The organism is Terrimicrobium sacchariphilum (assembly GCF_001613545.1).
Classification (GTDB): Bacteria; Verrucomicrobiota; Verrucomicrobiia; order Chthoniobacterales; family Terrimicrobiaceae; genus Terrimicrobium; species Terrimicrobium sacchariphilum.
Window position 1 is genome coordinate 864,702 of the sequence record NZ_BDCO01000002.1, and the last position, 12,977, is coordinate 877,678.

General features: G+C 64.9%; 10 protein-coding genes. 5 read left to right on the top strand and 5 right to left on the bottom strand.

Translation table 11 applies throughout. The features are described 5' to 3' along the window. Positions 1-35 precede the first annotated feature (35 nt). Entirely contained in the window at positions 36-3,005 is a 2,970-nt protein-coding gene (locus TSACC_RS04465; RefSeq protein WP_075078188.1) for a beta-galactosidase, read from the bottom strand. Positions 3,006-3,230: 225 nt separating this feature from the next. Here TSACC_RS04465 and TSACC_RS04470 point away from each other — a divergent pair, with 225 nt between their 5' ends. From TSACC_RS04470 to TSACC_RS04490, 5 genes are all read left to right on the top strand, one after another. Then, positions 3,231-3,914: a PEP-CTERM sorting domain-containing protein gene (locus TSACC_RS04470; protein ID WP_075078189.1), complete on the top strand. Its 684-nt coding sequence runs from the start codon at positions 3,231-3,233 to the stop codon at positions 3,912-3,914. 24 nt (positions 3,915-3,938) lie between these two features. Further along, complete coding sequence (locus TSACC_RS04475; protein WP_084400185.1) at positions 3,939-4,673, top strand: LamG-like jellyroll fold domain-containing protein; 735 nt, start codon at positions 3,939-3,941, stop codon at positions 4,671-4,673. Beyond that, positions 4,670-5,332 carry a type II secretion system protein gene (locus TSACC_RS04480; RefSeq protein ID WP_075078191.1) on the top strand — a complete coding sequence of 221 codons (663 nt, stop codon included), beginning with the start codon at positions 4,670-4,672 and terminating at the stop codon, positions 5,330-5,332. The genes TSACC_RS04475 and TSACC_RS04480 overlap by 4 nt, the downstream gene beginning before the upstream one ends. Positions 5,333-5,449: 117 nt before the next feature. Further along, a complete protein-coding gene (locus TSACC_RS04485) occupies positions 5,450-6,214 on the top strand; it encodes an IclR family transcriptional regulator (protein ID WP_169809533.1) in 765 nt (254 codons plus the stop codon). Between the two features lie 117 nt (positions 6,215-6,331). Continuing rightward, complete coding sequence (locus tag TSACC_RS04490) at positions 6,332-7,633, top strand: FAD-dependent oxidoreductase (protein ID WP_075078192.1); 1,302 nt, start codon at positions 6,332-6,334, stop codon at positions 7,631-7,633. A 207-nt stretch (positions 7,634-7,840) separates the two neighbouring features. Here the strand turns inward: TSACC_RS04490 and TSACC_RS04495 are convergent, their stop codons facing one another. The 4 genes from TSACC_RS04495 to TSACC_RS04510 all read right to left on the bottom strand — a co-directional run bounded on the left by TSACC_RS04495 (position 7,841) and on the right by TSACC_RS04510 (position 12,928). Next, on the bottom strand, positions 7,841-8,335 hold the full coding sequence (locus tag TSACC_RS04495; protein WP_075078193.1) for a DUF1648 domain-containing protein: 495 nt from the start codon (positions 8,333-8,335) through the stop codon (positions 7,841-7,843). A gap of 150 nt (positions 8,336-8,485) precedes the next feature. Next, a complete protein-coding gene (locus TSACC_RS04500; protein ID WP_153811260.1) occupies positions 8,486-8,818 on the bottom strand; it encodes a hypothetical protein in 333 nt (110 codons plus the stop codon). A gap of 31 nt (positions 8,819-8,849) precedes the next feature. Further along, entirely contained in the window at positions 8,850-11,306 is a 2,457-nt protein-coding gene (locus tag TSACC_RS04505; protein ID WP_075078195.1) for a YbcC family protein, read from the bottom strand. A gap of 14 nt (positions 11,307-11,320) precedes the next feature. Continuing rightward, the gene (locus TSACC_RS04510) at positions 11,321-12,928 is read right to left on the bottom strand and encodes a proton-conducting transporter transmembrane domain-containing protein (protein WP_084400188.1); all 1,608 of its coding nucleotides are present in this window, start codon (positions 12,926-12,928) and stop codon (positions 11,321-11,323) included. Between the last annotated feature and the right edge of the window lie 49 nt (positions 12,929-12,977).

Here is a 12,977-nt window from a genome sequence, read left to right on the forward strand (position 1 = left end):
TACGGGGAGTCAATGCTGGAGAGCGGGGCACGGAGTCACGGCGGAGTCAGCTCGATGAGGCAGAGGCCGTAGGGTGGTATGGAGGTCTTGATCTGCAGGCGGTCGGTGTCTTGCTCCGGCATCGTTTCTTCCCGGAGAGCCACGGCGAGATGGTGAAGCGAGGCTCGATAGGTGGCGGCAGGGAATCTCGCCGGGTCGAGGCTGCCGATCGAGACGGTCGCGGGCAGGGTCTCGTGGTTGTTGTAGAGCAGGATGTAGCGGGTGGGGCCGTTTTCGAAGCCGCAGCTCCAGGTGTCTTTCTGGTCGCTCGCAAGGGTGAAGGGGAGGCGAATGCCGATGTCCTTCATGAGGAGCTTGATAAACTCGATCGTCTCGGGATTGGTGAAGGTGTGATTCCATCCCGTGCCGCCGGGGCCTCTTTTGTCGTTCCCGGGGACGATGCGATCGGGCAGGCTGAACGGGAAGGCGGTGACGGTGCCCTGGCCGTAAGGCCATTGAAGGATCGCTGGTTTGCCGTAGGTGGTCTCGGCCAGGATGCTGGCCCCCTCAGGCAGTTTTGCCTCGGGCAGCCAGGCGCCCGTGTTTGTGAGGTCCGGGAGTCCGGCGAGCCATCCGCCCGGGGAGCGGACCTGGGTGAGGGCGGAGACACGAGCATTGGTAAAAGATGGGGCGATCCTCTCCAGGAGGACGTCGCGCCGGGTGTCGTCGGGAGCAGTCCAGACACGGCGCGGAGTGGTGCCGGTGAGCTGGGGGAAGAGGATGAGCCTGCCGCCGCTGGCGACATAGCGGGAGAGGTCGTCGATGGCGGCAGCGGGGAAGATCACCGAGCCGAGCTCGACGACGGCGCGGGTCGACTGGAGGACGGAGGGATTGTGGCCGTCGTAGAAATCGGGGAGAGCGCCGATCTTCAGACAGGCGTCGTAGAAGGAGCCGACTGGTATCCAGACGGAGCCGACGGAGAATGTGTTGGAGCCAGCGAGCAAGCCAGACTCAAACATGCCGGCGAGGACGAAATCGGAGCGCATGGGGGTGGCGTTTACGAGCTTGTCGCCGAGTTTTTGCTGGTTGCCAAAAGCCACCCAGGCGTCTGGGTTGGGCCAGTTGTATTGACGATAGGTATAGTGAACGAGGCCGCCGACGGCGCTGAGGAAGAAGGAGCGGTTGACGTCGAGCATCTCGACATTGACAAAGCCCGGCTCTCCGAAGCAGGTCACGCCATGGGTGCGCCAGAGGGAGGCCCAACCGAGAAATTGCGGGTTTTCCTGCGAGTGATTGGACTGCCAGATCTGGTACTTCCTGGCGAAGGAGACGAAGGGTTCCGCCGTGAGATGGCCCGCGGTCGTGAGGAGGATCGCCTTGTCGCCGAGGATCTCGCGGGCAGAGGCTGCGATGGGCTCATAGAATGCGGTGGTCTCCCTGAGCATGAAGTCGCAAAACGTGGTCCATCCCAGGTTGGCCCCGCGCTCGGGCAGCGGGATGTCAGCAAAGGTTGCGTAGTGCCGGTGCCATGCGGCGTTGAGGCGCTCGATCGAGCCGTAGCGGGTGGCGAGATCCTTGCGGTAGGCACGCAGCGCCCATGGCGAGGCATCCTCGTAGCGGTTGGCATGGATGCGCCAGAGATACTCGCCATTGATATTGAGCACCCAGAGGCCGGCGGCGGGATGCCGGCCGTAGCGGGTCATGAGGAGCCGCCACAGGCGGGGCGCGTGCTGGCGCACGGTGGGGCTGAAGAGAGATGCCATCTGGATCGGCTCATTGCGGCCGTCGACAAACTGCTCGTGCAGGACGTCGTTCTCGAGCCAGGCAGGGAGGTTGCCGGCCAGGGGTGGATTGAGATTCACGCGGAGCTTCAACCCGTACCTCGCGGCGGCGGCGAACCACCGATCCGCCATGTCAAAGTCGAAGACACCGGGCAGGGGTTCCAGCGATCCCCAGGGGAGAAAGATCTCGGCTATCGCGCCGCTGTCGCGGACAGCCTGGAGGTAGTAGTCGACATCGGGGATGTCGTGGATGCTGTCGAGGCCGTTGACATCCGCGCCCCGCAGCCAGGCGCGGGGCATGCGGGCGGCTGCGTCGATGCCGAGCGGAGCAGAGTAGCGTGAGGCATCGGCGAGCTGGGGATCTGTCTCGCCCTTTTCCCAGCGGGGATCGATCACCCCCACGGTGGTCGTCTCGCGCCGGATGACGGCTCCCGAGGCCTTCTCCCGGAGCTCCACCTCCACGCGGTAGGCGCCTGGAGCAAGCGAACCCAGGTCGATGAGAGAGGACTCGCTGGAAATATCGGTCCGCAGCACCTTCATGGCGCGATCCCCGTAACGTTTGCCGACGGTGACCTGTGCGGAAAAGTCCTCGGCAGAGAAGCCGGTGGGAAGGGACTTCCATGCGAGTTTAAGCGGGAGGATCACGTTCTGACCTTGTGGAAAAGTTCGTTCGCCAGGGGTTCCCATATCCACCTCCAGGCCCGCTGCGAGGTTCTTGCCGTAGAGAGTCCCATAGATCTCCACCTCCCCGAGGATGTAGTGCTCTGCGTCCTTTTGCGCCGCCTGGCCCAGGAGCCTGATGCGGACGGAGTGGGCTGGCACCGGGGCAAATCGGAGGACCTGGGACGGCGGGCCGGGAGGTTGAGCGGAGGCGTTGGTCGCCACCTCGCGCCACGAGCCTTGATCCCAGAGGTCCACGGCAAAAATGAGGGGTGAGCGTCCGAATACGCCCACGCCATCGATCTCGGCGGGCAGCGAGCGATGAAAATCGAAAATGATCGGCTCCTCGCGAAACACCCCGGCGGGAGCCGGAAAGCGGGTGCCCGAGCGCCAGCCATCCTTGCGCCAGACGAAGCTCCGGTTGCCATTGACCAGATGATCTCCCGTCATGGTCTCGAGCCAGCTGGAGACGGTCACCTCGGCGGCGGGTGCGATATTGCGAGCCGGGGCATCCGCGCACTGGAGCGAGCTCGTGCAAAGAGTGATGGCGCAAAGGACCAGGGATCGAGCAGGGGAGATCAACATATGCTGACGGCCATCATGGACGAGCGGGAAAGCCCGACTCCAGCGCTCAATGGGAAAGGGCGGGATTTGTGTTTCACAGGAGAAACGAAAGTCGGATACGCACAGGGAAAGGGGCGGTGGACGGAGGATGTTTCACCTGTGAAACCGACTCTCGCCGGGAGGGTGGATGACGTTTGACGGGATGGAAGGGCCGACGATAAGTAGCCGATTATTAACACCCCATCCATGATAACAAAGTCCCTCCTCACACTGGCCGCGGCAAGTTTGTTTCTCCTGCCTGCCGCGGACGCGGCTGTCGTAGTGACCGTCGCTAATAACGGCACCAACTACCTCGACCGAAACCTCCTCTCCAATACAACGTTTGGGTCGCTGTCGTCGACAAATCTGACGGGAGGAGAGACCTCGGTGGATACCAACAACTCTCAAGGCTACATCCCGTTTTCCCTTAGCGTTTCCGACATCGCGGCGATTTCCACGGCGACGCAGGTCACGCTAAACATCAAGTTGATCGGGCTGACCAATGTCGGGTCGCTTGTGCTTAATCTGTATGGCCTGTCGAACCGCGGTACGGATGCGAACGCCAGGACGAATGACTACTCGAGCGGGACGCTGCTCGTCAGCTCATTTGCGAACGCCAGCTCGACGGTGAATCAATATCTCTCGCTGGATGTGACCTCCTATGTGAAAAGCCAGATCGTGTCGAATGAAGTGGTGGCCTTCAAGTTTGCGGTGGGCAATGGCACGCTGCCCAACGCGGATGGCGTCATCAACGCATTCGTCTTCAGCTCGGCCGATGCGGGGGCATCGGCGGCACCCTATCTGAGCGTGACGCCCGTGCCTGAGCCCGGGACGGTGGCGCTTTGCGCGCTGGCCGGGATTTCCCTCGCGATCTTCCGCCGGAGAAAGTAAGCTAATCATCCCCCTCTCCCCGTTGTGAACCTGTTAACTAAAAGAGCGCGTCCGTACCTGCTCGTTTGCTGTTTGTCCGCCCTGCCGGGCCTGTCGCCTGCCGAGGATATTGCCCACTGGAAACTGGAGGAGGGTTCCGGCCAGGTCGTGCGAAATCTCGCCGGAGATGACGAGGCGGTGCTGGGCTTCGACGCCACGGAGGAGCCCCAGGACCCGCAATGGACGGCGCAGGGGTGGCAGGGCAGGCCGGCACTTTATTTTGACGGAACCTCCCTGGTCTCGGCTCCGCCGCTCAAGGCCAAGGCGATCGAGGACCTGACCGTGGAATGCCGGGCGTACCTGGAAAAGAGCAAGATCGGCACGCTCGTCCGCATGAACGGGATGTTTTGCCTGGATGTCTTCCCGGGCAAGGACGGGCTGCTGCTTCGCTTCGTGGTGTGGCCTCGTGAGACGCCTGACAAACCCGTCTCGGCAGAGGCGCCCATCGCGGTGCTGCCGGTGAAGGAATGGGCGCGTATCGCGGGGGTGTATGAGCAGGCATCCGGGAAAGTGACGCTGTACGTCGAGGGCAAGGAGGTGGCGCGCAATGAGGCCGGGGCGGGAGGAGTCTTTACCGATCCCCGGATGGCAGTGACGATCGGAGCCTCCAGCGGCGGAGCGGCGGAGGGGTCTCTCGCAAGGGGCTGGGTCGGCATGATCTCCGAGGTGCGGCTGAGCGGCACGGCACTGGCCCCCTCCGGGTTTTTCCCCGAGCAATGAAGGCGCAAAGGTTCCTCCCCAGCGGCTTTACCCTGGCCGAGATCCTGATCGTGCTCGGCGTGGTCGCAGCGCTGGCCGCGCTCACCATCCCGGCCCTGAACCGCGCCGTGAGCGGAGCGCAGAAGGCGCAATCGGTGAACAATCTGCGGCAGATCGGCGGTGCGATCATCGCCTATGCGACGGATAACAACGGTTCGCTGCCTGCGGTAAACTCCGCCACGTCGACGGAGCGTTGGGCGCGCACCTTGATCGCCCAGATCAGCGGAATCCCCTACGGCACGCCGGAGAGCTATGCGAGCAGCCGGAGGCTGGGCAAGATGTTTCGTTCGCCGCTCGACAAGGTGGTGCGATCGGATCGGAACGACCTGGTTTGCAGCTATGGGCTGAACTTTGCCGTCCAGAATAATAATACATCGGGAACGGTGACGCCCGTGAAGATGATAGCCATCCAGCAGCCCGCCAACACGATACTCGCGGGCGAGCTTCGCACGGTGGACAACACGGTGAACAACGCCCTGGGCCATAGCCTGTCGCGACTGAACGGCACCGGGGATTTCTATCCGGACGGCAACCTCTACGTGATGGCCGATGGAAGCGTGCGGATGATCCGGAAGGCGGAAACCCAGGGGCCGCCCAATCTCTGGAATTTCTCAAAATAAAAGGCGGTCCTCGCGGCCCGGCGTGACGGGTGAGGGAGCCGCGTGGACCGTGCCGAAAGACGTGCTTTGTTTCAGGAAAAGGGGTGATTTCGGATGCTGAAAATGCAAGATTTCAGCATGGACCCCAAGGAGGGCAATGCGACCCCGTCTCTCAAGCTGGGATTTACTGTCCTGAAGTGCCTGATCGAAGCAAGCTCATCCCTGGGGGTGAGCCAGGTCGCGACCCAGACGGGACTGCCCAAGGCGACTGCTTTTCGGATACTGCGGGCCTTTCACCAGCTCGGTTATGTCGAGCAGCAGCCTGCCTCGAGGAAGTATTTTCTCAGCCCGCAAATCTTTGGCTTCTTTCATTATCTGACGAGCCATTTTCACCCGACGGAGAAGGCGTCGCTATTCATTCGCGAGACGGCGCGGGAGCTGCGGTGCAGTATTTATCTCTCGATGCTGGCGGGGCGGCATTCCTACGTGGTTTGTGCGTCGGGGCCATTTGGCGACACGACGATCCTGGGGAGCAGCGGGCCGGCCTATGCGACATCGTGCGGAAAGGTGCTCATCGCGCAACTGCCCGAGAGTGCCTGGGCGGACTTTGCACCGCAGGAGGGCGATGTGGCGGTGACGAGCCGGACGAATCTCGATCCCGTGCGCTACCTGGAGGAGATCCGGCAGGCTGCGCAAAGCGGCGTGGCCTGGAACGAGCGCGAGACCAGCGCATATTTCTCGGTGGCGGCTCCGGTGAAGGAGTTGTGCCGTCAAAGTCGGATGGCGGTGGCCCTGCTGTTTCCCTATGCGGACTGGGTGATCCAGGATCGTGAAACTCTCAGGCAGCAGGTGCTGAAGATTGCCAGGGAACTGTCTACCCGGCTGAACCCGGGCGCGGCCTGAGGGAGCGCCGAAATTAATCAGCGCCTCCCCGAGGCCACTGTTTCACTGGTAAAATCGAAGTGGCCGATCCGGGTCGTGGCGGAGTGGAATTCCGATGGGGAAAGCTATGGTGAAGGCATGGAATTTCGCACGAGTTGTGTGGTCGTCGGCGGCGGCCCTGCCGGTTATGGAGCGGCTCTGGCCGCGGCGCGAAGCGGCGCAAAGGTGACACTCATTGAGCGGCATGGATACCTCGGGGGTATGGGTGGAGCCGCCGGGCTCTCGGCCTTTATCAACTATCATCTCGATGGCATCCATGACCTCTCGGAGAGCATCTATCAGGAACTGATCGCGAGGCTGAAGGAGGACGGAGGGTGGTACTCCGCGGATGAGCCGCATGTCGATTTCTTTGACATCGAATCGCTGAAATCCACGGCGGAGCGGTCGCTGGAGGAGGCGGGAGTGAGGGTACTGTATCACTGCATGTTTGATACGATCGAGGTCGATGGCGACGGCTATGCGCTGCGATTTGTGGCGAAGGGCGGAGAAGTGATCGTCCGCGCGACGCATGTCATCGACACCACGGGCGATGCGGATGTCTGTGCCAAGCTGGGCGTGGAGGTGGCTTACGGAAAGGCGGGGTGCCCGGGAGACATGCAGCCGATGACGATGGTGGTCCAGCTGGGCGGGTTTGATCCGGAGGCGTACGGGGAGGCTGGCGGCAGGCTGCACGACGGACGCTTCGCCTGCGAGGGATGTACGCGAGCCCCGGAGATCGCGCGTGCTCGCGCGGCTGGCGACTGGACGATCCCTCGCGAAGATATCGCGATGTGGTGGACCTCGCCGCGAGATCCTGCGCATGTCACCGTGAATGGCACGCGCATCCAGGGATTTTCCGGCTGCGATCCCGAGCAACTGAGCCGGGCCGAGAAGGAGGGGCGACGGCAGGCACGGGAACTGGCCGCGTTTTTCAAGCGCTATGTCCCGGGATTTGCCCGCTCCTATCTCCTGGCGACAGGGCCGCAGATCGGGGTGAGAGAAACCCGCCGGATCGTGGGGCTAAAGACACTGACCACCGAGGATGTCGTCGGGAGCGTGCGACCGGCGGACTCGGTCACCTTTTGCTCCTACCCCATAGACATCCACTCCTCCGAGGGGAGCGGCACGGAGATGGCGCACGACCAGCGTATTCACTACGGGATACCCTTCGGCTGTCTGGTCCCCCGGGGCTACACCAACATCCTGGCGGCCGGGCGGTGCATCAGCGCCTCCCATGCGGCGGCGGGGAGCTTTCGGGTCATGTCCACCTGCATGTCCCTCGGTCAGGCGGCTGGGGCTGCGGCAGGCCTGTCCATCGGCTCCCGCACCCCGGTGGAGCATCTCCGCGGGGAGGATGTGCGGGCGGTGATGAACGAGGGAGCCGCGCTGCAATGCGCCTGAATGCGCTGCCGGGCCTCTGTATCACCTCATCCCTCCGGCGGTGGAACCTCTATTCATGAGGTGCGGCGCTGGATGGGGCGGATGGTTGCATGATCCAATCGCGGCGAAACAAAACGGCGGGCCGGAGGATCAAAAACGCGCCGACGTACACGGGGAAAAGGGAGGGAAAACCAAATGGGAACCGCGCGAGATCTTGGTCTGGAACAGCTAACAGGTTCGAAGGAATCGCACCATGAAGGCGACGAGCCAGCCGAGGGTGAGGACGAGAATCGGGATGGTGAGGAGGAAGGCGTACTGGTTGTCGAGGCGCGGTGGGGTTGCGAGATTTGCAGCGACGATCTGGTGGGTGAAGGCGGTCTGCCAGAGGAGGAAAGCGGCGGCGTACCAGAGCGTGATGGTGAGCACGTAGTCGCAGGCTTTGCGAAAGTACGCGGGTTCGCGCCAGCGGTCGCTGGGAAGGTTGAGATACCGTGTCGGGAGGAACCGCATCAGGTAAATGATGGAAACGAAAATGGCCGGAATGCCGAGGCCGACGCTGAGCATGGAGGTGGTGAAGGCTGTCTTGTCCATCCATCCGTTGACGGTGCCGGTGACGTCGAAATGCGAGGCGATGCGGTCGGGGAGCTGGTGGTGGTCGTGGAGCGAGACGACGACGAAGAATAGCGCGCAGGCTGCGACGGCGAAAATGGCGGCGGGTTTCATAATGGACGAGCGGCTGGAAAATCCGCTACGCATTTTCTAAGCGAGCGAATGCTTGAGGCTGAGACTCGCAAGCGTCCTGCATGCTAAGTCTCGCGCCGGAACAAGTCGAGAGGGATAATTTAAGCCCCGTGCGCCTGGGTCGGAACGCCCTCAGCTAAGGACAGATACCTGAGCATGGGTCTCGATCTCGATGGAGATGGTGCCGCGGAGGGTGACGGAGGCTCCGGCGAGGGCGGCAGACTGGCAGGCGCGGCGGAGATCCTCGCGGAGCTGGGTGAGCTCGCGGAGGCGGCGGGCGGAGTTTTTCAGGTCGCGGCCGGTGCGTTCCTCATAGCTAAGTTTTTCCAGGCTGTGGAAGTCGATCTTGCTATTCACGAGGGCGAGGAGGATGTGCTCGGCCTCGGCAGGAGTGAAGGTGCCATCGAGGAGCTTGTGGTGTTGGGCGGAGGTTTTCATGGCCGGGGACGGGTGGGTGGGTGTCATGGAATGGGTGTGTCGTGGTGCGATCAGAGGATCAGGAAACGCGCTCCCACCGGCCGCCGGGCAGGTGACGATGGAGGGCGGCTCCGTCGTCCTCGAGGGCGAAGAGGAGGAGCCAGCCGTGGTCGACGAGCTGGCGGACGTGGGCGTGGCGGGCGAGCACGGTGTCGATGGCGTGGCGCGGGGCCTCCAGCACGACGTGGAGCCGCAGGGGTTCGTGCATCCAGCGGGAGCCGTCGGAGACGGACTGCAGGGGCAGGCCGGTCTGGAGGTCGCCGCCATTGCCGAGGCAGACGCCGAGGGTGCCGACGACGTTGTGGATGGTCTTGTTGCCGCTGCCGAAGGCGGAGTTGTTCACGGTGGAGGCGTAATACTGGAGGTTGATCCAGTTGGCCACGATCATGGGCGCGCACATGATGAGCTCGAGGACGGAGCCGTCGGTATCGGTGCGGTGGTCGTAGCTGTGGAGGAAGACGCGGCCGCCGAGGTGGGCGTGCCGGGTGCGGTGACGCGGCGCGGCGATGAAGGCGGCATTGCCCGCGAGTCCCCACTCGGGCCGGACCTGGGACCAGTCATTACCCTGAAGCGCGACCTTTTCCCGCAGGGCGGGGTCGGTGCTTTCCAGGCCGAGGTGGGCGGCGCGTTCCGTGCGGGCGCGGGTGCCGGCGAGGGCGAGCCAGCCCTGGAGTTCGGCGAGGTCGCACTGGTGGGTGGCGGGGACGTGGTCGATGTCAAAGACCCGCACCTCGTCGGTGGTGGTGTCGTGCAGCGCACCGAGGAACCAGGTGTCGGCGGGAATGGACAGTCCGTCCTCGGCGAGCGCGGCGCGGATGCGCGGGTCATTGAGGATGGCGGCGGCGAGGCGGGCATTGGTATCCCCGGCGTGGCCGCCGCAGGCCCCGCAGTCGAGCCCGGCGGCGTAGGGGTTGTTGGTCGTGGTGCTGCCGTGGCCGCAGAGGAGGACGAGCCGGGCAAAGTCGCGGGTGAGGCCCATGTTGCGCAGGGCTCCCCGGGCGAGGGCGACGCGCTCGGGCAGCGGGATGCCGCCGTCGCCGTGGCTGGCGGGATCGGGCGACGGGCAGCAGCCGTGGTGGTGGGAGTGAGTGTGCGCGGCGGGGGCGAAGGTGTTGCGGAAGAGCTTCGCGCCAAAGGCCAGCCCGGCGGTCTCGACGAAGGAGAAGCAGGTGATGGCGGAGGTCTTGAAGGAATTCCACGAGTGCGTGATTCGCCGGGCGAGCCGCTGCTGCCGCGCGATCTGCTGCTCTTTTTGCGGAGTGACCCCGGGGAGAGTCTCGTGCACGCGGTATTTCGGCGTGAGGAGGACGGGGCATTGCGCGACGGGCTTCCGCTGGCCGAAGGGAACGACCTCGACGGGCAGGCCGAAGAACCCGGCGAAGCCGAGCGTGTGGATGGCGGGGGAGGCGGACTCCAGCGCGCGCCGGAAGACCTCGGATCGCACGTCGATGCAAAAGACGGCCTGCACGGCGGGCCGGGCCGGGGTTGCGGCGACGGCGGCGGGCGTCTGAAGCGTGGCGGTGAGCCGTGTGAGCCAGGCGTGCTCCTCGGCGAGTTGAAAGAGGTAGCTCTGGAGCATGGCGGCGGGGGAGGCTTCGCCGGGGGCGGGCCAGAATTCCCGCAGCGCCGGGCTGTCGTACCGGGCGAGGAGGGCGGCATCCCAGGCGAGCCGGATGGCGAGGAGGTCGCGCAGGGAATCATCCACATGATCGTGCATGGACTGCTCCCTCACCCGATACTGGACGTAACCCGCCCAGCCGCGAATGGTGAGGAGCTGCTTGTGGAGGTAGTCGGCGGGGTCGGCCTCGAGCCGGAGCAGCGGGATGAGCCGGGCGATGGCCTCGCCGCCGTCGGCGGGAAGCGAGCGCACCCAGCCCCGGAAGCCCGCGAGGCCGTGGATCTCGGGGTCGGCGTCGAGAAGGGCGTGTTCGCGCCAGGCCTGGAAGAGCGGGAGATGCCGCCAGGGCATGCGCCAGGCGGACTGGCCCGCATCGTAATAGGCGGCGCTGAAGTGGCTGATCGACTCGACGATGTACGCGGCCCAGGCAGAGCCGTGCTGCCGGTCGACGGCCTCGGCCACGGTGGGCAGGGTGTCGGGCGCGGCGGCTGGTTCCGCAAGGGCGGCGCGGAGCGTGGCGGGCGTCCACTCCGCGATGAGCGCGGCCTGCGCGGGGGGAAGGGTTTTTCCCGCCTGGGCGAGGGCGGCGGAGAGGTCGGGAGCGGTCAATTCTCCAGCGGCGAACTTTTGCGCATAGTACGAGGCGGGCATCTGCATGCCGCCGGGGAGGAGGCGGGACATGAGCTGGCAGGCATCGGTAAAGGGCCGGTCGGCGAGGCCGAGGAAGGGATTTACCGCGACGAAATGCTGGAGCGGCCAGAGCGGGGCAATGCGCGAGCAGGCGGCGCGGGCAGCGTCGAGGAGGAGGGCGGCTTCGCCCGGGCTGGCGTGGGTTTCGGATGAGGCAATAGTATTCATCGGGTGCGGCGGACTTAGAGGGTGGTTTTCGGGCTGAGGCTGGCAAGGAACCGGTGGGCGTAGCTGCCGAGGTAGAAACCCCGGGAGGCGTGGACGTAGAGGGCCTGCCCGAGCCGCGCGCCGGACCAGGCGGGGAGCTGGGACTGGAGGACGAGCAGGGCGAGGAAGAGGAGCGCGATGAGCGCCATCACGCCCAGCTCCCACGCGGCGCGGGGCGGCGCGTAGTGCGGCAGCGCGGGGGCGAGGAGCCATTCAAAGACGGCGTGCAGGGTGAAGTAGCTGAGAGCGGCGAGCGAGGAGAGGCCGAGGCCCGCGCCGACGAGGCCCCACCGGTGCGAGGAGGACCAGAGGTTCCACAGGAGATAGGCGACGGCCATGGTGAAGACGCTGCCGAGGAGGAGCGCTCCGTGGTTGACCGTGAGGCCGAAGAGGCTGCCGATGCCCCAGGTGATGCTAATGGCCGTGAGCAGGATCGCGGCGAGGATGCCGGGGTGCGCGGCGGGGCGGCCCGAGGGCGTCCAGGCGGACTTGCTCATCTGCACGATGCTGCCGGAGGAGAGGAAGGCGTAGGCCTTGTAGAGCGAGTGGGCGACGATGTGGAGGATGGCGAGGGCGAAGGCGCCGAGGCCACATTGCAGCATCATGAAGCCCATCTGCGCGATGGTCGAGTAGGCGAGCGAGCGCTTCACGCTGGTTTGGGTGAGCATGACGGCGGAGGCAAAGATGGCGGTGAAGGCGCCGACGACGGCGAGGACATTGAGCGCGGCGGGCGAGAGGACGATGAGCGGGCTGAGCCGCACGACGAGAAAGCCGCCGGCATTGATGATCCCGGCGTGCATGAGCGCGGAGACAGGCGTGGGGGTTTCCATCGTCTCGGGCAGCCAGGAGTGGAAGGGGAATTGCGCCGACTTCAGGATCGCGCCGAGGACGAGGAGGATGCTGACTGCTCCGCAGAGGCCGGGATGGACGCCGCCTGCGCCGGGGGATTCCGCCAGGGCAAAGAGCTGGTGGAAATCCCAGGTGCCGTGGCAGTGCCAGGTGAGAATGAGCGCGCCGACGATGCAGGCCTCGCCGAGGCGGCTGATGAGGAACTTCTTCCGCGCCGCGCCGCGAGCCGCAGGCCGGTCGCCGAAGAAGGTGAGGAGCTGATGCAGGCCGAGGCTGGTGGCGATCCACGCGAGAGTGAAGGCGAGGAGGTTGCCGCTGAGCACGAGGACGAGCACGCAGCCGGAGGTGACGGCGAGCCATTTGCAAAAGTACCCCTGCCGCGCATCGCCGCCGAGGTAGTTCACCGAGTAGCGCGTGACCACGGCGGAGAGGAAGGAGACGAGCAGCGCCATGGTGAGCGAGAGCGGGTCGAGGAGGATATTCACGGACGCCGCGCCGAACCCGATGGGCCGGGCGGCGGGCTGTGGGATGAGCGTATGGAACAGCGCGGCCAGTGCGATGAGGACGAAGGCGCAGAGAGCCAGGGCCGCGACGGCGCGGGCGAAGGATTTCCCGGCCTGGTTGGCGAGGCGCGACGGGACGAGCACGAGAGCCAGCAGCGCGAGCGGCCCGGCCATGGCAAGCAGGGTGGTGAGGCTGGTGGCTGCGGAGGCAGCGGACGGCGTGAGATCCATGCTGTTATTTAGCCGGATCGCGAAAATTCTATCCAATATATGTTCTATT

What these genes read in the sequence shown, in the direction of transcription:
- TSACC_RS04470 (WP_075078189.1), top strand. Translation starts at nt 3,231, where the DNA reads ATGATAACAAAGTCCCTCCTCACACTGGCCGCGGCAAGTTTGTTTCTC.
- TSACC_RS04505 (WP_075078195.1), bottom strand. Translation starts at nt 11,306, where the DNA reads ATGAATACTATTGCCTCATCCGAAACCCACGCCAGCCCGGGCGAAGCC.
- TSACC_RS04465 (WP_075078188.1), bottom strand. Translation starts at nt 3,005, where the DNA reads ATGTTGATCTCCCCTGCTCGATCCCTGGTCCTTTGCGCCATCACTCTT.
- TSACC_RS04495 (WP_075078193.1), bottom strand. Translation starts at nt 8,335, where the DNA reads ATGAAACCCGCCGCCATTTTCGCCGTCGCAGCCTGCGCGCTATTCTTC.
- TSACC_RS04490 (WP_075078192.1), top strand. Translation starts at nt 6,332, where the DNA reads ATGGAATTTCGCACGAGTTGTGTGGTCGTCGGCGGCGGCCCTGCCGGT.
- TSACC_RS04485 (WP_169809533.1), top strand. Translation starts at nt 5,450, where the DNA reads ATGGACCCCAAGGAGGGCAATGCGACCCCGTCTCTCAAGCTGGGATTT.
- TSACC_RS04510 (WP_084400188.1), bottom strand. Translation starts at nt 12,928, where the DNA reads ATGGATCTCACGCCGTCCGCTGCCTCCGCAGCCACCAGCCTCACCACC.
- TSACC_RS04500 (WP_153811260.1), bottom strand. Translation starts at nt 8,818, where the DNA reads ATGACACCCACCCACCCGTCCCCGGCCATGAAAACCTCCGCCCAACAC.
- TSACC_RS04480 (WP_075078191.1), top strand. Translation starts at nt 4,670, where the DNA reads ATGAAGGCGCAAAGGTTCCTCCCCAGCGGCTTTACCCTGGCCGAGATC.